This window comes from Clostridium sp. AF34-13 (assembly GCF_003477845.1).
Classification (GTDB): domain Bacteria; phylum Bacillota; class Clostridia; order Lachnospirales; family Lachnospiraceae; genus Butyribacter; species Butyribacter intestini.
Genome location: NZ_QUEB01000002.1, coordinates 37,130 through 55,073, shown reverse-complemented (window position 1 = coordinate 55,073; position 17,944 = coordinate 37,130). Strand labels below are relative to the sequence as shown.

Genomic DNA, 17,944 nt, shown 5'->3' with positions numbered 1-17,944 from the left:
TAGTAAAAGAGAGTATGCAGTGAATTAAAAATTGAAATAGCAGTATAGTGAAAGTATATAGGAGAACATAATGAAGAAAGAAATAGCAGTTAAATTTGATGATTTGGAATGGCTGTATTCCCCAAATTGGGAATATTTTGATTATGGAAATTGTAAACGCCATTTGCAAGTTATTATGCCATATAGTAAAAAAGGACTTGAAAAGAAATATCCAGTTATTTTTTATATTACTGGTGCAGCATGGCACAAACAAGAAATGTATAATGATATTCCAAAACTCGTAGAGTTAGCGAAAAAGGGGGCTGCAATTGTATCAATTGAGGTTCGTGAGTCTGATATTGCAATTTTTCCAGCGCAGATAGAGGATATTAAAAATGCGATGGAGTGCGTTGTAGAAAAAATAACAAAATTTAACCTTCCGTTTGATATAAAAGAAGCTTACCTTATGGGACATTCTTCAGGGGGGCATTTAGCTATGATGGCAGTGTTACATAACGCTTGTGGAATGATTGAAATGCCGAATGTAAAAGGAGTTATTTTAGAGAGTGCATCCTCTGATATTTTGATTTGTTCCAATGAGCCATTACCACCTTGGATGTCTGTTCGCCCATCAACAGTTCTTTTGGGAATTGATAGTATTGAGGGAAATGAAGAAATTGCATATAAAGCATCATGTACATCTTTAATTAGTGAGGATATAATATTGCCACCTGTATTGATGTTTCATTGTATAAACGATCCCGTTGTTTCTGTTGAAAATAGCAGAACTTTATATGAAAAATTGGAAGAGAAAAATCACAGCGTGGAGTATTATGAGATAAAGGATTGGGACGAACATGGAGGAAATATATATTTTTCTGAAACTGTTCTAACTATTATTCAAGATTTTATAAAAAAGACTAAGTAACAGCTTGACTTACACATGTAATCCTCAATGGACAAAATTTTCTTGATTCCATTGAGGATTACTGTATTACAAAAGTAAACTACGACAAATTCCATTGAGGAATCAAACCTCACTGGATGCAAAAGTACCTGATTACGCTGAGGAATGAAAATCCGAAATGGTGTTACGGTGAACCATACCACAAATGAGGGTGCAGGACATCCGGTGGATGTCCGTTTTGCACCGACCGAAGCGGAGCGGAGACATTAAAACTTCAAAGATATAGAAAGCATAAGGAAGAGTGGCTGATTTGGCTGCTCTTTCAATCTTTTGCGCGAAGGCAAAGTGAAGATGCGTCGAGTTTGCTCGTAAGTATCTGAGCGCGCCCGCGAACCTTGTATCTTTGATGCAAGGTTGCACAGAGATGTGGTTCTGGTGTAAACAGCAATGTTTACATTGCTGTAGGAAAACAGAGCTGCGATGGAAAATGTACGAATGGATATATTTTTTGATGTGGTGAACAGAAGCAGTGGTAAGTGATTACTTGTGATATGGTTGTTTCTGGTGAGGGATTGCATCTGTTTATAGGGAGATTTTGAGGGTGCATTGAGGAAGGTAATCTGTGTTATACCAGATGATGTATGATAAGAGGGTGGGAAGGACGAAATATAGTGTCCGAAGATTAGTTTCCTCAGTGGATGGGTGAAAAATAAGTGATTGTGGGAAAGATGAATGTGTGATAGAATATGTATAAATCGGAATTTGTGGAGAGATTTCCTGAACTTTCCTTATTTTACAGGCTTTCCAGCCCCTTAGATAGTGAAATGATATGTATTTTCCCTTATTTTTGCCCTTGTGAGGAATCCGCAAGGGAAATAAGGGAAATTTTATGCCAAAGTATGCAAGAGAAGTTGCCAGTGGCAAGTTCTCTGTATTTAAGCATTGCTCGCTACTTTATCAAGAAGTCTTGCGGAATCCCGTTTTGCTTTTCTTGTTGAGTGAGCGTAAATATTCATTGTGGTACTGACATCAGAGTGTCCTAACAGTTCCTGTACATCTTTCGGTGCAGCCCCATTGGAAAGCAGATTGCTGGTGTAGGTGTGACGTAACTGGTGGAAATGGAAATCTTCAAATCCTTCCAGTTTCTTTGACACTGATCTGCATACAATGCTGAGTGTACTCGGCAGTTCCAAAGAGCCATCCGGTCTTAAGCAGACAAAGGAGATTTCTTTGTAATCTGCCGGGACTTCCTGTGTTACGTCAAGATGATAGTATTCATAATAGACTCTGTTTTTCACATGAACTTCTTTGTAGTAATTGCGGTGATATAATTCGCCATACTGCATCCGGTTTTTGAGTTGTTCCTTTCTGGCAGCTTTCAGTATTTCAGTCAGGGTATCGCCAAAATCAACAATCCTAACTTTTTTCCGCTTCGTTGGTCCAATAATGTTTTTGTGTTTCATGCCGTCGTAGCGGATACTGCGTTTTATGGTCAGGCATTGTTCCTCAAGGTTAATGTCCTGCCATGTAAGACCACAGGTTTCCCCGATTCGGAGTCCGGCATAATACGCAATCTGAATCGGCAGAATGGCAGGTGGGTTTTTCTTTTCCAGATACTTGATAAGTCGCTCGTAATCCTCGTGCGAAATCGGATGTGTGCCTTCTTCCACTTCATCATCGGAAAAGAGGTCAACTTCCTCTGCCTGTCGTTTCAACTTGATATATTGCATCGGATTGAAACTGATTAGTTGTTTTGGAAATACTGCAAAACGGAAAGACTGCTGTAACACTGCGGAAAAAGAATGGATATAATCTTTGCTGTATCCTTTTCTTACTTTCCCATCTGGAAACTCACCACCAAATGTAAGCAGGTCGAGGAAACCCTGTAAATGTTCAGCAGTAACTGTTTTCAGCTTTCGGTCTGCAATCGGGTGTTTCTTGATACATCGGATTGCACCAAGATAATTTTCCACTGTGCCGTTGCTGAGTGTCCCGGTTTTCAGTTCTTCTTCCGCCCACATATCCAGAAGCTCTCCTACCGTAAGGCTGTCTGCCTTTGCGACAAACTTCTTATTTTCGTAATCTTCCAGTGCTTTGCGGAGAAGTTTTTCCGTCTCACTTTTACTTTCGGTTCCAGCATATTCTTTCTGAACCATTTTACCGCTTGCATCTTCTACATAGAAGCGATAGTACCATTTCCTTCCCTTTTTTCTAACAGATCCTTTTGCCATAATCGTATGTCTCCTTTCGATATCAGACAATCGGAACTGTTGAAATGCTTCTTGCGTGTAAGTATATCACAACTCCGGTTGTCTTACTATACCGATTCAGAATCCTCATACATAACTTCGGATAAAAGATTGGCAAGTCTTTGTTCGGCTGCTTCCGGTTTCTTTGAATAGAGCCTTATCACATCTGCCATATCGTTAAATGCGTTGACAGTATGCGTGATCTCCCTGAGAAACATAATCTCATTATATTCATCTTTCGATTCAAATCCCATTACTTTAGCAATGTCCGCATCTTTGGTACTGCCTTTGTAATTTTTGCAGGCGAACTGAAACGAATCCAGAAACAGTTCATATTGCTTTAACATTAACAGCAGTAAGTCTTTAGAAAAAGCGTCTTCTGTTTTATTGAGGTCAAGAGGTAACTGTTTGAGAATGTTGCCCATCGCATCACGAATCTGCAATTCTTTCTTATCCGTAATATCAGTTTCATATTTATCGGTTTCCCCTTTGAGCCATTCGATTGATACATGAAGTGCTTCCGAGAGACCTTCCAGCACCATCTTTTTGGTATTGTCAATCGAACCATTCTCATAACGCAGGATTGTGGAAGCGGTAACTCCCATCTTCTCTGCGACATAAGGCTGTGTCAGATTTAATTCGAGACGGCGCTGTTTTGCCCTGCTGCCGATCAGCTTGCGTAGTTCTTTATCTTTCATGCTGATGTGCCTCCTTTTTCGGTATGTCATTACTATACCACGTAACAACGTATATTGCAATATGCAATTTAAAGAAAAGAAATGCAATTTCATAATGCTTGACAACAAGATGCAAACACGCTATACTGACAGCACAAATAAAATTGCATAATGCAATTAACAAGGAGGTGGTCATATGACGCAAAGAAAGATCGCCTTATCTATTGAGGAAGCTGCTGATTATACCGGAATTGGCAGGGACTTGAGGGATAAGGGAAATGTGAAAGCAGTCACAAGAAACGGTTCAACTTAAAAAAGCGGTTCCCGAAGAAACCGCAAAAGGTTCTATCAGACCGGAGCCATGATATACCTACACGCAAGCAGATTATACCATGTACTTCGTCTGACAGACAACAGGAAACTTATGTTTGGAAGAAAAATGAAAGGACGATGATATTTATGGCAAGATAAACAAAGAGTTATGAGGAGCGTATGCTCCAGTTGGAAAAGAAAGAACAGGAAAGCCTTGAGAAAGCAAAACAGTATGCAGCACAGAAACGGGAACTGAAGAAACGTCAGAAAGATGTGGAAACCAAAAAGCGGACACACAGGCTCTGCCAGATTGGTGGTGCGGTGGAATCGGTGCTGGGTTCTGCGATTGAGGAAGATGATATCCCAAAGCTGATCGGCTTCTTAAAAAGGCAGGAAGCAAATGGGAAATTCTTCTCAAAGGCAATGCAGAAAGAGCCAGTTGCGAATACGGAGGAAGTGTAATGCCGGAGGGAGTGGATTTTCCATTCCCTTCATTGCTTTTTCATGAAGGGCGCACTTATGGACAACCAGAGGTCGTCCGTATAAGTTTGCCACAGGTGGCAACCGGTCTGCGCTTACGCTTGCCGGGCTCGTTTCGTCGGCGGGCATTTCATGCAGACCTGCTCATGCCGCAGGAGGCACTCTTCGCCAGAGGGGCGCATTCCATGCAGGCTGTTATGCACAGGGCACTCTTACGCAGAGGGCGTTCCGGCAGATACCATTTTCTTTTAGGAAAAACATTACCTGCCGGAAATCAAAGCCGGATACGGCAGAAAGGGGGAAACGGATCATGGCGATTTTTCATTATACAGTAAAGATTGTTGGACGCAGCAAAGGGAAATCCATCATATCAGCATCTGCCTATCTCAATGGTGATGTGATGAAAAATGAAGAAACCGGCAGAATCAGCTACTACACTTCCAAAAGAGAAGTTGTTTATACCAGCCTGTTGATGTGTGAAAATGCACCACAGGAATGGCTGAATGTACCTGCTGAAAATATCAGACGGTTCCAGAAATCTGTCCGATATAAAAGGGCAGATAACAAAGAAGTCGCACTGAAAAAATTTAAACTTACTTTTCAGAAGCAGCGTTTATGGAATGAAGTTTTGAGGATAGAAAAAAGTGCAGATGCACAACTCGGCAGGTCATTTGAGTTCTCACTTCCGAAAGAATGGAACAGACAGGAACAGATTGATTATACAACAGAATATATTCAAAAGACCTTTGTAAATAAGGGAATGTGTGCGGACTGGAGTATCCACGATAAAGGAGATGGAAATCCCCATGTGCATTTACTTGTGACGATGCGACCATTCAATCCAGACCACTCATGGGGTAACAAAGAAATCAAGGATTGGGAGTTTGTCAGAGATGAAAATGGAAATATTGTGGTGGATGAATCCCATCCGGACTGGTGGCAGGATAAAAAGAACCCTGACCGTCATGGAATCCGAATCCCGGTATTGGACGAAAACGGTAATCCAAAAATCGGTGCAAGGAACCGTAAACAGTGGAAACGTGTATTAACCGATGCTACCGGATGGAACAATCAAAAAAATTGTGAACTATGGCGGAGCGAATGGGCAAACGTTTGTAATGCACATTTGAAAACGGAGAATCACATTGACCACCGTTCTTATGCAAGGCAGGGAAAATTAGAGATACCGACGATCCATGAGGGCGCGGATGCCAGAAAAATTGATGAGAAATTTCAAAATGGGCAGACACCATCCGCTTCATGGAAAGTGGAGGAAAACCAGATCATAAAAAGACAAAATGCACTGCTGGATAAAATACAAATTTCTTTTGGAAAAGTATCCGGTGCATTGACACAATGGAAGGAGCGATTGGATGACATTAGAAGAAAGCCGGGAAGTCATTCCTATGATGGGGACAATGATAAACCAGATCGAGGAGCAGCAGAATCTTATGGCAGAGATGGTACAGGAATTGCAGGAACGGGACAGGCAGCTTCTGTCTTTTCAGGAGCAGAACCAGAGTTTAAAAAGCTTAAACAGCGAATTATCCAGGCTGCTAAATCTTTTGCCAGATACAGAAGAACTGCTCTCACAGATCGAGCAACAGAAAACCAGAATCGAACAGTTGGAAAACGAGAATCAGCAATGGCAGGAATTAACACAGAAGCTGAACAGCGAGAACAGCTTATTGCAGAAACAGAACAGCGAATTGCTGACCTTAAACAGCAGATAGAGAAAGCGAGGGAGATCGATGAGCGAATGCAGAAACTTAGAGAACGTCGGGCAGGTGGAAGAACTTCTGCTGATGACCGAACAGATGCAGGACGAACTGGATCAGAAAGACCAGACAATCCAGGAACTAAACAGGCAGCTAAGCGAATCGCTGACCTTGAACGAGAAATTGAACAGCGAAAACAGAGCCGAGAATATCGAAGCATTGCGGACAAGATTAAGGCAAACAGAGGAACGATTGACCAGCGAGACAGACAGCAGGAAAAGAGCCGACGCAGAAGCCGTGGCATGGAAATTTAAGTATGAAAAAGCAGAGCAGGAAAAACTTTATGCACAGACACACCAAAAGACGGTAGAGGTAGCTGTTGAGAAAAAAGTGCCTTATGAGAAATGTGAAAAATGTGACCGTACTGCTTACCGGAAAGCAAAAGAAAAATGCGATAGCCGTAAAAGCCGGTTAGAAAAGAAATATAAAAATATGACGATTGGTTATGAAAGTATCCTGTTCCTACTGGCATGGTAAAGCTTAACAACAACACTGTTTACTGCTATTCTTTCGCCGGTTTTCCTTAACGATTGTATCACCTTTTTCGGTGTGTTAGGAAAAGGAATGGGAAGATTGTTTCGGGAGTTTGTCATAGGGGCAGATTCTTTCGGACAGTTAAGTGGCGGAATACCTAACCGTATCCTTTCCGGGCTTATGTACTGGCTGATCGCAGTTATTGTTATGGGAATTTTATTCATCATGACGGGATTACCGATAGTCTGGATTGGTTATCAGGTGGGGAAAATCTACCGGAAATATTGCTGGGATATCATCAGTATCATGATGGCGATAATGAGTACAGCTATTGCAATCTACTTCGGAAAATGGATAAAATCAATCATTCCGATGAACCTTATTCTACTGTTACTTCTTGTGCACGTGGTCTATATCGGAATCCGATGTTATGTGAAAGACTGGCGGGAGAAACGAGGATATTACTAAAACAAAAAGAAAACAGGAATATTTTGTAAAGTATCTTCCTGTTTTTTCTAAAGCAGACTATTGATTGTATTTATATTAAGTTTTCACAACAATGTAACCATTGAAATTACATCTGTTTTTTGATATGATTACTGTCAAAGAGAGGTGTTTATAATGCAGATTTCAAGCAGATTTACAATGGCAATCCATATGTTTGCCTGTATAGATACATTTTCGGATCAGAAGATGACTAGTGATTTTATGGCAGCAAGCATTGGAACTAATCCGGTGATTGTTCGTAAAATATTGCAACAATTAAAGGCTGCTGGTCTTATTGAAGTTGCAAGAGGGACAGGCGGTGTGACAATTACCAGACCATTGGAGCAGATTACATTCCTTGATGTGTATAAAGCAGTGGAATGTGCACCAGATGAAGAACTGTTTCATTTTCATGAGAATCCCAATCAGAAATGTCCGGTAGGAAAGAATATTCACCATGTTCTTGATAAGAGACTGTTAGAAGTACAGAAGGCAATGGAGGAAAAACTTTCAGAAATGACACTTGCTGATGTGAAAAAAGATATTGCAGTGTATACAGAGGAAGAGTAGCCTACAGAAGGCTTCGGATGAGTGATTATATCATCACAATTTCCGGAGCCTTTTCGTTTTTCATAATCAATGTAAAATCTTCAAAAGGAGTTGTAACAAAAAAAGTTACAAAAAATTTGATGTAACTATTGACATTACATTAAACGGATGATATTGTATAGCTACAAGATGTAACAATCGTTGTTACAACATATCAAGGAGGTAATTTAAAATGCAGAAAGTAGTAGAATTTTTACAGAAAAACCCGGTTCAGTATTTAGCAACCGTCGGAAGAGATGGAATGGCAAAATGCCGTCCATTCATGTTCTGTTTTGAGCAGGACGGAAAGCTTTGGTTCTGTACTAACAACACAAAGGATGTTTACAAGGATATGTTAGCAAATCCTGAAGTAGAAGTATCAGTATCTTCCCCTGAATACGCATGGATTCGTCTTCATGGTAAAGCAGTATTTGAGGACAACAAGAGTGTAAAGGAAGGATGCATGAACAACCCTATCGTTAAGGGACAGTACCAGACAGCAGATAATCCTATTTTTGAGGTATTCTATCTTGAAAATCCGCATGGTTTAATCGCAGATTTCTCTGGAAATCCACCTTATGAATTTTAAAGATAATTAACAGAAAAAATTACAGTCTTCGGGGCAAGGTGTAATTCCTGACCGGCAGTATAGTCTGCGAGCAAAAGCTGATATGGTGCAATTCCATAACCGACGGTAAAGTCCGGATGAGAGAAGATATGATAAAACAAGTCCCGCAGGGAATCTCGTCCTGTGGGCTGTTTTAAATTTAGGCATATCTCACAAAAAGGAGATTTATGAGTAACAATACAGCAACTATTAAAACAAGAAAAAATTTAGTTTCTACAAGGACGATAACAATGACAGCTCTACTGGCAGCTATATCATATGTGTTGGCATTTTTAGAGTTTCCGGTTCCTTTGAGTCCATCATTTGCACGAATGGATCTGTCAGATTTACCTGCACTGATTGGGGCGTTTGCGTTTGGACCGGTTACAGGAGTGATGATAGAATTGATAAAAAATATATTACAGCTTCTGTCAACATCAACAGGAGGAATTGGTGAACTTGCTAATTTCCTGATGGGGGCATCTTATGTACTGGCTGCCGGTTTTATTTACAAATACAAAAAGACTAAGAAAATGGCGAAGTGGGCATGTGTTATTTCAAGTGTGGCTATGGGAATAGCGGCAGCGATTGCAAATTATTTTATACTACTTCCACTGTTTGAAACATTTATGCCGTTGGATCAGCTGATTGCATCATTTGGCGAATTTCTGCCATTTATTAAGACAAAGCTGGACGTTGTGCTATTCAATGCATTGCCGTTTAATATCTTAAAAGGCTTGGTGATTGGAGCAATTGCCATGATGATATATAAAAAACTTACACCGATACTGAAAGGAGAGACTTTGAAATGACAAAAATGGATTATCTTAAACTTCTGGTGGATGAAATTCATTCAACAACAGTTGCAACGATAGGTTCAGATGGACATCCTCAGACAAGAATCATAGATATGATGTACTATGATGAAGAAGGTGTGTATTTCCTTACAGCAAAGGGAAAAGCATTTTATGACCAGTTAATGGAGCAGCAGTATGTGGCAATATCCGCAACAAAAGACAAAATTGCGGTGTCTCTGCGTGGAAAAATAAAGAACATCGAAAAAAAGAATCTTGATATTATGTTTGAAAAAAATCCATATATGAAGAAAATCTATCCGGGAGATACGAAAGACGCAATCGAAGTGTTTCGGCTGTATGAGGCACAGGGAGAGTATTTTGATATCAGCAATCCATCAAATATTGTGAGGGATACTATAACAATTGGAAAAACCGAGGCAGTTCAGACAGGGTATTTTATTGGAAAAGAATGTATTGGATGCAAACTGTGTTACTCTGTATGTCCGCAAAAATGCATTGATATATCTTCAGTTCCGGTTACTATCAACCAGAATCATTGTCTGCATTGCGGAAGATGTGCAGAAATTTGTCCGAAGCAGTGTATTGAGAAAAGAGGTTCATTATGATTTTTAAGAAAATCAGAAAAGGGCATGCTGACTGGAGAAACTTTTTATGTAGTACTCCGGCAAGGGATTATGTATTCCAAAAGGATGCATATGAAGACCAGATTGACAGGGCAGCAAAGAATATAAGAAATACAGACTGTGTTATAATCGGGGCAGGAGCCGGGGCATCGACAGCTGCGGGAATCCAATATGGTGGTAAAAGGTTTACAGACAATTTTGCAGAATTTATAAAAAAATACGGTGAGTACTACATGACAGATATGTATGCAGCCGGATTTTATCCATATCCGTCTGAGGAGGCAAAGTGGGGATACTGGTCAAAACATGCATTGATGAACCGCTTTGATCCTCCGGCATTGCCGCTTTATACAGAGCTTTATGATATTGTAAAGAACAAAGAATATTTTGTACTTACAACCAATGTGGATCATCAGTTTTATAAAGCGGGATTCGATGAAAAAAGAATATTTGCAACACAGGGAGATTATGGGAAAATCCAGTGCCAGAAAGCCTGTCATCCAAAGACTTACGATGCAAAAGACCTGTTTCGTAAAATGGATAAAGCAAGAAGAGACTGCCTGATTCCATCAGAACTTGTACCAAAATGTCCGGTGTGTGGCGGCAATATGGCTATGAATCTCCGTTGTGATAATTATTTTGTGGAAGATGAAGCGTGGCATGAGGCAGCCGACAGGTATGCGGGGTTTCTGGAACAGCATAAAGATAAAAAAGTTGTTCTTTTGGAACTTGGAGTTGGATTTAATACGCCGATTATTATACGTTTCCCTTTTGAAAAGATGGTGAGGGAGAACTCGTCTTATAGTTTGATACGCCTGAATATGGATGAAGCGGTAGTTCCGGAAAGCTTCGGGGAACGTGCAATCGGTATTGGCGGTGATATGGCAAAGGCAATTACTGATATAAGGGGGCTGGTATTATGACACAGGATGAGCGAAGAGAATATCTGATTCAGTATCTTTTAAAAGAAGAAATACCGTTTGGCAGACAGAACATTCCTACGGATAAGCAGGGGCAGGAAAATCTGCTCCGCTCACTTATGAATGTCAGACCGCCAAGACCAATCAGTAATGATTTTTTGAAAATACAGGATGAGTATCTTACAGAAAGAAATATAGAGCGTGGAATCACAGATGTTGACACGCTTGCACCTGTAAAATCCGATTCGAGATTATATATCTGGCAGGGGGATATTACCACTTTGAAATGTGATGCGATCGTGAATGCGTGTAACTCACAGATGCTTGGTTGTTTTTCACCGATGCATGCCTGTATTGATAACTTTATTCATACTTATGCTGGAATGGAACTTCGTCTGAAAATGCATGAAATTATGGCAAAGCAGGGGCATGAAGAAGAGACCGGAAAAGCAAAGATAACATCGGGATACAATCTTCCGACAAAATATATTCTTCATACGGTAGGACCTATTATACAATGGAAAGTCACAAAAGAAGATGAAGACCTGTTGGCAAACTGCTACACAGAGTGCCTAAAGCTTGCAGCTGATACTGGTGTGGAATCTATTGCATTCTGTTGTTTGTCTACAGGTGTATTCCGTTTTCCACAGCAACGAGCTGCCGAGATTGCAACGAACACTGTAAAGCAGTATCTTAACAAAGACAGCAGAATAAAAAAGGTAATCTTTAATGTGTTTAAGGATGAAGATTTAAAAATATACAGTGGATTGTTATAAACGTCTGTTGAAATATCCGATAAATCTTATTGTACTGTTACTGCCTGAGAATGTGATTTATATTGGAATCCGATGTTAAGTGAAAGAATGGTGGGAAGAACGAGAATATTATTAAAAAAGTGGACAGTTCACCAATTGGGGGCTGTCCACTGAGAGGACGGCGGTTAGTCACCGCCTCCTACTCAATTTTTAACAGGAAATATTAAAGTTCAAGTGAATCTTCTGCATCAACCCACATCTGTAAATTTCCATCAAGATATAATCTTGCATATTCCAGTGGTTCGTCAATAGCAAGTGTATTTAATGCACAGTCTGATCCAGGCGTGGTTTTTAAGTCCTTCTCAGCTTCCCAGCAGTCAATGCGAAGCATATAGCCGGCACTGGTATAAACATCAATACTGTTGCATTGTGGATTATATTCTGCAAATATTGTTCTCATCGTATCTTATCTCCTTATCGACCAATAAATCATCAGTTACAAAAATCAGAAGCATTTCAATCAGTTCACCATGTCACTTTTATTTTGTGTTATACTGTTTTATATGATTTTCTTGCCCTTGTATTTTCCCTTATCAGAGTTTGTAAACACTGGCGGGACGATATAACACAAGGGAAACAATAAGGGAAAGCTCACCTGCGACAAATCCAGTGTTTTCAAGGGTTTACAGAGAATTTAATAACAAAATATAACAGTTATTAAATCTCTTAAAACAGGTGAAATCTCAATCGGAATTTGCAGAGCATTGAGTTGGTTTCTACAATGATATGGAGGAATATATGAAACTTACAATTGCATTATTACAGCTTCTTCCAACAGGAAGTCTGAAAGGAAATATGGAAAAGGGAATCAAGGCTTGTTTTCAGGCAAAAGAAAAGGGGGCAGATATTGCAATTTTTCCAGAAATGTGGAGCTGCGGATACGTCTTTTCACATGAAGAGGCAAGCCTACGGGAATGTGCCATTCCTAGGTATGGCTCTTTTGTGAAAAGGTTTGCAGAACTTGCTGCAGAGTTGGATATGGCTATAGCTATCACTTTTTTGGAGCAACATGAGCCGAAACCGAGAAATACAGTTTGCTTTTTCGACAGACATGGCAAAATACAATATTGTTATTCAAAAGTCCATATTTGTAATTTTGGGGAAGAAGATGATGAAAGTGTTCTGGATGCAGGAGATGGTTTCTTTGTGACAGAATTGGATACGAAAGAAGGAGTTATAAAAGTCGGATCAATGATTTGCTATGACCGGGAATTTCCGGAAAGTGCTCGAGTTATGATGTTGAAAGGAGCGGAGCTACTTCTAGTTCCAAATGCCTGTCCAATGGAACTGAACCGTCTCGCACAACTCAGGGGAAGAGCATATGAAAATATGTTAGCTATAGCCACATGCAATTATCCGGCCCCTCATCCGGATTGCAATGGACATTCTACCCTGTTCGATGGTGTCGTATATCTTCAAGAGCTTCCTGACTCGCGAGATACATGTGTATTTGAAGCTGGCGAGGGAGAGGGTGTATATGTGGCTGAATTGGATGTAGATATGTTGCGAGAGTATCGTCATCGTGAGGTATGGGGGTGCAAAAATCGACGCCCAGAAGTGTATGGTATAATATCAGAGAGGAATCATATATAAAATGGTTCAAATTCCAGTTTGTATATGTAATCCTCAATGGACAAAATTTTCTTGATTCCATTGAGGATTATTGCCCTACAAAGCTAAGCTATAACAAATCACATTGAGGAATCAAACCTCACTAGATGTAAAAGCATCTGATTATGCTGAGGAACAAAAATCCGAAATGGCGTTACGGTGAACCATACCATAAATAAGGGGGATGCATCTGTTTATAGGTAAATTTTAAAGGTGCATTGAGAAAAGTAATCTGTGTTATACCAGATGGTGTTTGATAAGAGAGTGGAAAGGACAAGATATAGTGTCCGAAGATTAGTTTCCTTAGTGGAGGAGTGAAAGATAAGTGATTGTGGGAAAGATGAATGTGTGATAGAATATGTACAAATCAGATTTGTGGAAGAGAGAAGATATTCGGTTATTCTATTATTATATAGTATAAGTAACAAGATGGATAATTCCTTACTGGCTGTAAGAGATATTAACCATAAATATATTGCAGTAGAAGAGAGTGGTTGAGTATAATAAAATTAAAATGTTACAGCAAAGTTAGGTTTTACATGGGAGGCCAAATATCATGGAAATAATCAATAAGAATATTGATCATGGGAAAGCATTTGACTGGGGAAAAACTTCTGAAGACTATGCAAAGTACCGTGATATTTATCCTAAAGAATTTTATGCAAAACTAGCGGAATTATCGTTAGGAGTAAAGGGACAAAATGTACTGGATTTAGGAACAGGAACGGGTGTGATTCCAAGAAATATGTATTCCTACGGAGCAAAATGGACAGGGGCAGATATCTCAGAAAATCAAATTTTATATGCGGGGAAACTCAGCAAAAGCGCAGGGATGGACATTGATTATATTGTTGCATCAGCAGAAGAGATTGATTTTCCAGACAGAACATTTGATGTGGTTACAGCGTGTCAATGTTTTATGTATTTTGATAAATCGGTTGTTTTGCCTAAACTTCATCATATTTTAAAGGATTATGGTCATTTTTCAATTTTATTTATGGCATGGCTACCAGAAGAGAGTGAGATTGCCAAAACAAGCGAAAATCTTGTTTTGAAATATAATCCTGCATGGACTGGTGGAAGAATGACAAGATATGAATTGCAGGAGCCACCTTGGTGCGAAGGCATGTTTAAGGCTGCAAATATGCTAACATATGATTTGCCAGTACATTTTACAAGAGAAGCATGGCATGGAAGGATGAAAGCTTGTCGAGGAATTGGAGCGAGTGGACTGAAGGAAAGTGAGATTCAGAAATGGGAGCAGGAACATTGGAAATATATGCAATCACTGCCGGAAGAATTTGATATTTTGCATTATGTTTCTATTTTGGATTTGGAAAAAATATAAAAGGTTGTGCAAAAAGAAAAATTTGATTGTATGCAACAGCGAAAAAAGTTAAAAAAGAATTGGATGTAAAAATTGTGTTGATTCCTTTGTAGAAGGAAATGATTGCGAAAGTAGAGGCTGTCAAGTCCCGATTTAGGAATTAAAGATTTATGTATTACTTCCGATGGAAAGGTATATGAGAATCTAAAAATTATAAAAAAATACGAGAAACAGCTTGTAAAGCTACAAAGGCAACTGTCACATAAAGGAAAGAGAAGTAAGAACTATTATAAAACAAAGAAAAAGATAGCATTATGCCATGAGAAAATAAGGAATATAAGAAAAGATTATCTACATAAAGTTTCACATGAGATTATCAGCGAAAACCAAGTGATAGTTTCAGAGAATTTACAGATAAAAAACATGGTAAAAAATCATCATCTGGCAAAAGCCATAAGTGATGTATCATGGTATGAGCTGACAAGACAGTTAGAGTATAAGGCAAAATGGAATGGCAGGAAATACATCAAAATAGATACATTTTATGCTAGTAGTCAATTATGTTCTGTTTGCGGGTATCAGAATCCAGATACAAAAGATTTGTCAGTGAGGACATGTATATGTCCGAAATGCGGAGCAGAACATGACAGGAATATCAATGCCGAGAAAAATATACTGACAGAAGGATTAAGACAAATAGCATAAAGAAATATATAGGGCAGGGACTGCCCAAATTAACGCCTGTGGAGATAATAGGTTACGAGGTCGATGAAGCAGGAAGCCCATTGGCTTAAGACAATTGGTAGTTCACAACAGGGCTGAGTTATAGTATAATAGCAAGAAATAAAAGGCTTGTAGGTAGGTGGAATATGCTGGAAAAAATTATAGAGCTTACAAACGAATATGTAGAAAGTATGCCGAAGAAAGAGCGTAAAAAGTATGGACAGTTTTTTACAAGTATGGAGACTGCCCGTTTTATGGCTGGCTTATATAATATTGATGAAAAGAAGAGTAAGGTAAGCGTACTCGATGCAGGAGCAGGTTCAGGCATATTATCATGTGCCTTTATTGAAAGATTGGAAATGATAGATTCCATTCAGAAAATTGAACTTACCTGTTATGAGAATGATAATAACGTATTACCATTGTTAAAGCGAAATTTGGAATACTGCAAGGAAAAATCTGGAAAAAAGATAGTCATTAATATAATTGAATACAATTATATCCTTAGTCAGTATCTTGATTTTAATCATATGATAGGCGGAAATGATAACCCTAGGAAATATGATTTTGTAATTGGCAATCCGCCATATATGAAAATCCCTAAAGATGCTCCAGAAGCAACAGCAATGCCGGAGGTATGCTACGGGGCACCGAATTTGTATTTTATTTTTGCTTCTATGGGACTGTTTAATTTATGTGAGGATGGGGAAATGGTATATATTATTCCTCGATCATGGACATCCGGAGCATATTTTAAACGCTTTAGAGAGTATTTCCTGACAGCAGGTAAACTGGAACATATTCATCTTTTTGTTAGCCGTAGTAAGGTATTTGACAAAGAGAGTGTATTGCAGGAAACGATTATTATTAAGGTGAGAAAAACGGTTAAAACGCCAGAAACTGTTACCATTACATCTTCGCAATCAAATAGTGACTTTGGCGAAATTACTTCATTGACAGTCCCGTATGATTTGGTTGTAGCTGGTGAGGATTATTATGTTTATCTTGTGACAGATGAAAACGAAGTAGAGGTTTTGAGAAAACTTCATAAATTTGATAAAACGTTGCCTGCAATTGGAGTAAAAATGAAAACAGGGTTAACGGTGGATTTCCGTAATCGTGAAATTCTGCGGGACGAGGAAGAAGAAGGAGCGATTCCTTTATTTTATTCGCAACATATAAAACAGGGAAAGGTAGAGTTCCCAATACAGAAAGAACATGAATATGTGGTGACAGAACAAAAGGGATTGATGCAGGATAACAAGAATTATCTGTTTGTGAAACGATTTACGGCAAAGGAAGAACCTCGAAGATTACAGTGTGGAGTGTACCTGGCAAAAAGATTTCCACAATATAAAAAGATAAGTACGCAGAACAAAATTAATTTTGTGGATGGTGTATTAACGGAAATGTCAGAATGCCTGGTGTATGGGTTGTATGTATTGTTTAATTCAACGCTTTACGATGAATATTATCGCATTTTGAACGGATCTACGCAGGTTAATTCAACAGAGATCAATGCAATGCCTGTGCCGGATTTAGAAGATATTCAGGAAATGGGAAGAAAAGTGCTTAAAAGTAGAGACTATTCAGAGGCAAATTGCAATTTGATATTGGAGGGGTACTGTGGATAATAAGATAGAAAAAACAAGGGAATTTCTGAAAACAATAGGTATGCCTAAGGCACAGCAAGCGGATATATGTTGTTATGTGATACTGGCAATGGCAGGAGTAAAACCAGATATGTCATGGAGTGAAGCAACAAATGAATGGATTCGTATTCATGATATTATTCAGTTTGTCAATACATTTTATGACATGGGCTATGCGGAAAACAGCAGAGAGACATTTAGAAAACAGGCGCTGCATAGATTTCGGACCGCTGCTTTGATAGAGGATAATGGAAAAGCAACTAATAGCCCGAATTATCGGTACAGATTGACAGAAGAAACAGTGCAAATACTAAGAACTATGGGAACTCCAAAGTGGAAGGAATATATAAAACGATTTCTTTGCTACCATGAGAAGTTAATTGATTTGTATGCTTCTAAAAAGAAGATGACAATGATGCCGGTAAATATAAATGGTGAAAGTTTTAAATTCTCTACAGGTAAGCATAATGAACTGCAAAAAGCTATTATTGAGGAATTCGCACCGAGATTCGCTCCAAATTCTGAATGCCTATATGTTGGAGATACAATAGAAAAAAATCTGGTAAAGAATGTAGAAAAGCTGAAAGAGTTGGGTTTTGAAATTACACTACATGATAAGATGCCGGATGTTGTGCTGTACAGGGAAGATAAGGACTGGATTTATTTTGTGGAATCGGTAACATCAGTCGGTCCGATGGATCCGAAGCGCATATTGGAAATTGAAGAAATGACCAAAGATGTTACGGCTGGAAAGATATTTGTAACAGCATTTTTAGACTTTAAGACATATAAAAAGTTTGCAGAGGAACTTGCATGGGAGACAGAAGTCTGGATTGCTGAAATGCCGGAGCATATGATACATTTGAATGGGGACAGGTTTATGGGACCGAGATAGAATGGAGAATTGGATATGGCAAA

At 39.0% G+C, this 17,944-nt stretch carries 18 protein-coding genes, 1 pseudogene and 1 riboswitch; of the genes and pseudogenes, 16 read left to right on the top strand and 3 right to left on the bottom strand.

Annotated elements, in window-relative coordinates; genetic code table 11:
* Positions 1-70: 70 nt before the first annotated feature.
* Positions 71-907 carry an alpha/beta hydrolase fold domain-containing protein gene (locus DWZ63_RS02090; protein WP_118498526.1) on the top strand — a complete coding sequence of 279 codons (837 nt, stop codon included), beginning with the start codon at positions 71-73 and terminating at the stop codon, positions 905-907.
* A gap of 914 nt (positions 908-1,821) precedes the next feature.
* Here DWZ63_RS02090 and DWZ63_RS02080 read toward each other — a convergent pair.
* Both DWZ63_RS02080 and DWZ63_RS02075 read right to left on the bottom strand, forming a co-directional pair.
* Positions 1,822-3,117, bottom strand: coding sequence for a tyrosine-type recombinase/integrase (locus tag DWZ63_RS02080; RefSeq protein WP_118498522.1), 1,296 nt, complete (start codon positions 3,115-3,117; stop codon positions 1,822-1,824).
* Positions 3,118-3,203: 86 nt separating this feature from the next.
* Positions 3,204-3,833: a helix-turn-helix transcriptional regulator gene (locus DWZ63_RS02075; RefSeq protein WP_118498520.1), complete on the bottom strand. Its 630-nt coding sequence runs from the start codon at positions 3,831-3,833 to the stop codon at positions 3,204-3,206.
* A 471-nt stretch (positions 3,834-4,304) separates the two neighbouring features.
* Here DWZ63_RS02075 and DWZ63_RS02070 point away from each other — a divergent pair, with 471 nt between their 5' ends.
* From DWZ63_RS02070 to DWZ63_RS02025, 10 genes and pseudogenes are all read left to right on the top strand, one after another.
* Positions 4,305-4,586 carry a DUF3847 domain-containing protein gene (locus DWZ63_RS02070; RefSeq protein ID WP_021399977.1) on the top strand — a complete coding sequence of 94 codons (282 nt, stop codon included), beginning with the start codon at positions 4,305-4,307 and terminating at the stop codon, positions 4,584-4,586.
* Positions 4,586-4,939 (top strand): hypothetical protein, encoded by a 354-nt coding sequence (locus DWZ63_RS16185; RefSeq protein ID WP_118498518.1) that lies wholly within the window; start codon positions 4,586-4,588, stop codon positions 4,937-4,939. Before DWZ63_RS02070 ends, DWZ63_RS16185 begins: the two co-directional genes overlap by 1 nt.
* Positions 4,915-6,636 carry a MobA/MobL family protein gene (locus tag DWZ63_RS02060; RefSeq protein ID WP_118498516.1) on the top strand — a complete coding sequence of 574 codons (1,722 nt, stop codon included), beginning with the start codon at positions 4,915-4,917 and terminating at the stop codon, positions 6,634-6,636. Before DWZ63_RS16185 ends, DWZ63_RS02060 begins: the two co-directional genes overlap by 25 nt.
* Positions 6,620-7,324 (top strand): annotated as a pseudogene (locus DWZ63_RS02055) (DUF6040 family protein). The gene DWZ63_RS02060 and the pseudogene DWZ63_RS02055 overlap by 17 nt, the downstream one beginning before the upstream one ends.
* Before the next feature lie 153 nt (positions 7,325-7,477).
* Positions 7,478-7,912: an Rrf2 family transcriptional regulator gene (locus tag DWZ63_RS02050; protein ID WP_009243644.1), complete on the top strand. Its 435-nt coding sequence runs from the start codon at positions 7,478-7,480 to the stop codon at positions 7,910-7,912.
* A gap of 211 nt (positions 7,913-8,123) precedes the next feature.
* Positions 8,124-8,519: a pyridoxamine 5'-phosphate oxidase family protein gene (locus DWZ63_RS02045; protein ID WP_118498514.1), complete on the top strand. Its 396-nt coding sequence runs from the start codon at positions 8,124-8,126 to the stop codon at positions 8,517-8,519.
* A 20-nt stretch (positions 8,520-8,539) separates the two neighbouring features.
* A riboswitch (FMN riboswitch) is annotated at positions 8,540-8,651 on the top strand.
* 74 nt (positions 8,652-8,725) lie between these two features.
* Positions 8,726-9,349, top strand: coding sequence for an ECF transporter S component (locus DWZ63_RS02040; protein WP_117495880.1), 624 nt, complete (start codon positions 8,726-8,728; stop codon positions 9,347-9,349).
* Positions 9,346-9,960, top strand: a complete 615-nt coding sequence (locus tag DWZ63_RS02035; protein WP_118498512.1) for a 4Fe-4S binding protein — start codon at positions 9,346-9,348, stop codon at positions 9,958-9,960. Before DWZ63_RS02040 ends, DWZ63_RS02035 begins: the two co-directional genes overlap by 4 nt.
* Complete coding sequence (locus DWZ63_RS02030; RefSeq protein ID WP_072522434.1) at positions 9,957-10,901, top strand: Sir2 silent information regulator family NAD-dependent deacetylase; 945 nt, start codon at positions 9,957-9,959, stop codon at positions 10,899-10,901. Before DWZ63_RS02035 ends, DWZ63_RS02030 begins: the two co-directional genes overlap by 4 nt.
* Complete coding sequence (locus tag DWZ63_RS02025; protein WP_072522433.1) at positions 10,898-11,674, top strand: protein-ADP-ribose hydrolase; 777 nt, start codon at positions 10,898-10,900, stop codon at positions 11,672-11,674. The genes DWZ63_RS02030 and DWZ63_RS02025 overlap by 4 nt, the downstream gene beginning before the upstream one ends.
* Before the next feature lie 202 nt (positions 11,675-11,876).
* On the opposite strand, the gene DWZ63_RS02020 is transcribed toward DWZ63_RS02025, so the two are convergent.
* Positions 11,877-12,113 (bottom strand): DUF6061 family protein, encoded by a 237-nt coding sequence (locus DWZ63_RS02020; RefSeq protein WP_055057071.1) that lies wholly within the window; start codon positions 12,111-12,113, stop codon positions 11,877-11,879.
* Positions 12,114-12,451: 338 nt separating this feature from the next.
* Between DWZ63_RS02020 and DWZ63_RS02015 the strand changes: the two genes are divergently transcribed.
* The 5 genes from DWZ63_RS02015 (at position 12,452) to DWZ63_RS01995 (ending at position 17,921) form a co-directional block, all read left to right on the top strand.
* Entirely contained in the window at positions 12,452-13,306 is an 855-nt protein-coding gene (locus tag DWZ63_RS02015) for a carbon-nitrogen hydrolase family protein (protein ID WP_118498510.1), read from the top strand.
* Between the two features lie 574 nt (positions 13,307-13,880).
* Entirely contained in the window at positions 13,881-14,672 is a 792-nt protein-coding gene (locus DWZ63_RS02010) for a methyltransferase domain-containing protein (RefSeq protein WP_055942319.1), read from the top strand.
* A 117-nt stretch (positions 14,673-14,789) separates the two neighbouring features.
* Entirely contained in the window at positions 14,790-15,356 is a 567-nt protein-coding gene (locus DWZ63_RS02005) for an RNA-guided endonuclease TnpB family protein (protein WP_118498508.1), read from the top strand.
* A 164-nt stretch (positions 15,357-15,520) separates the two neighbouring features.
* A complete protein-coding gene (locus DWZ63_RS02000) occupies positions 15,521-17,008 on the top strand; it encodes a class I SAM-dependent methyltransferase (RefSeq protein ID WP_055942316.1) in 1,488 nt (495 codons plus the stop codon).
* Positions 17,001-17,921: a BsuBI/PstI family type II restriction endonuclease gene (locus DWZ63_RS01995; RefSeq protein WP_082440631.1), complete on the top strand. Its 921-nt coding sequence runs from the start codon at positions 17,001-17,003 to the stop codon at positions 17,919-17,921. The genes DWZ63_RS02000 and DWZ63_RS01995 overlap by 8 nt, the downstream gene beginning before the upstream one ends.
* Positions 17,922-17,944 lie beyond the last annotated feature (23 nt).

Coding starts and splice junctions, on each gene's coding strand:
- DWZ63_RS02090 (WP_118498526.1), top strand. CDS start 71: ATGAAGAAAGAAATAGCAGTTAAATTTGATGATTTGGAATGGCTGTAT.
- DWZ63_RS02080 (WP_118498522.1), bottom strand. CDS start 3,117: ATGGCAAAAGGATCTGTTAGAAAAAAGGGAAGGAAATGGTACTATCGC.
- DWZ63_RS02075 (WP_118498520.1), bottom strand. CDS start 3,833: ATGAAAGATAAAGAACTACGCAAGCTGATCGGCAGCAGGGCAAAACAG.
- DWZ63_RS02070 (WP_021399977.1), top strand. CDS start 4,305: ATGCTCCAGTTGGAAAAGAAAGAACAGGAAAGCCTTGAGAAAGCAAAA.
- DWZ63_RS16185 (WP_118498518.1), top strand. CDS start 4,586: ATGCCGGAGGGAGTGGATTTTCCATTCCCTTCATTGCTTTTTCATGAA.
- DWZ63_RS02060 (WP_118498516.1), top strand. CDS start 4,915: ATGGCGATTTTTCATTATACAGTAAAGATTGTTGGACGCAGCAAAGGG.
- DWZ63_RS02050 (WP_009243644.1), top strand. CDS start 7,478: ATGCAGATTTCAAGCAGATTTACAATGGCAATCCATATGTTTGCCTGT.
- DWZ63_RS02045 (WP_118498514.1), top strand. CDS start 8,124: ATGCAGAAAGTAGTAGAATTTTTACAGAAAAACCCGGTTCAGTATTTA.
- DWZ63_RS02040 (WP_117495880.1), top strand. CDS start 8,726: ATGAGTAACAATACAGCAACTATTAAAACAAGAAAAAATTTAGTTTCT.
- DWZ63_RS02035 (WP_118498512.1), top strand. CDS start 9,346: ATGACAAAAATGGATTATCTTAAACTTCTGGTGGATGAAATTCATTCA.
- DWZ63_RS02030 (WP_072522434.1), top strand. CDS start 9,957: ATGATTTTTAAGAAAATCAGAAAAGGGCATGCTGACTGGAGAAACTTT.
- DWZ63_RS02025 (WP_072522433.1), top strand. CDS start 10,898: ATGACACAGGATGAGCGAAGAGAATATCTGATTCAGTATCTTTTAAAA.
- DWZ63_RS02020 (WP_055057071.1), bottom strand. CDS start 12,113: ATGAGAACAATATTTGCAGAATATAATCCACAATGCAACAGTATTGAT.
- DWZ63_RS02015 (WP_118498510.1), top strand. CDS start 12,452: ATGAAACTTACAATTGCATTATTACAGCTTCTTCCAACAGGAAGTCTG.
- DWZ63_RS02010 (WP_055942319.1), top strand. CDS start 13,881: ATGGAAATAATCAATAAGAATATTGATCATGGGAAAGCATTTGACTGG.
- DWZ63_RS02000 (WP_055942316.1), top strand. CDS start 15,521: ATGCTGGAAAAAATTATAGAGCTTACAAACGAATATGTAGAAAGTATG.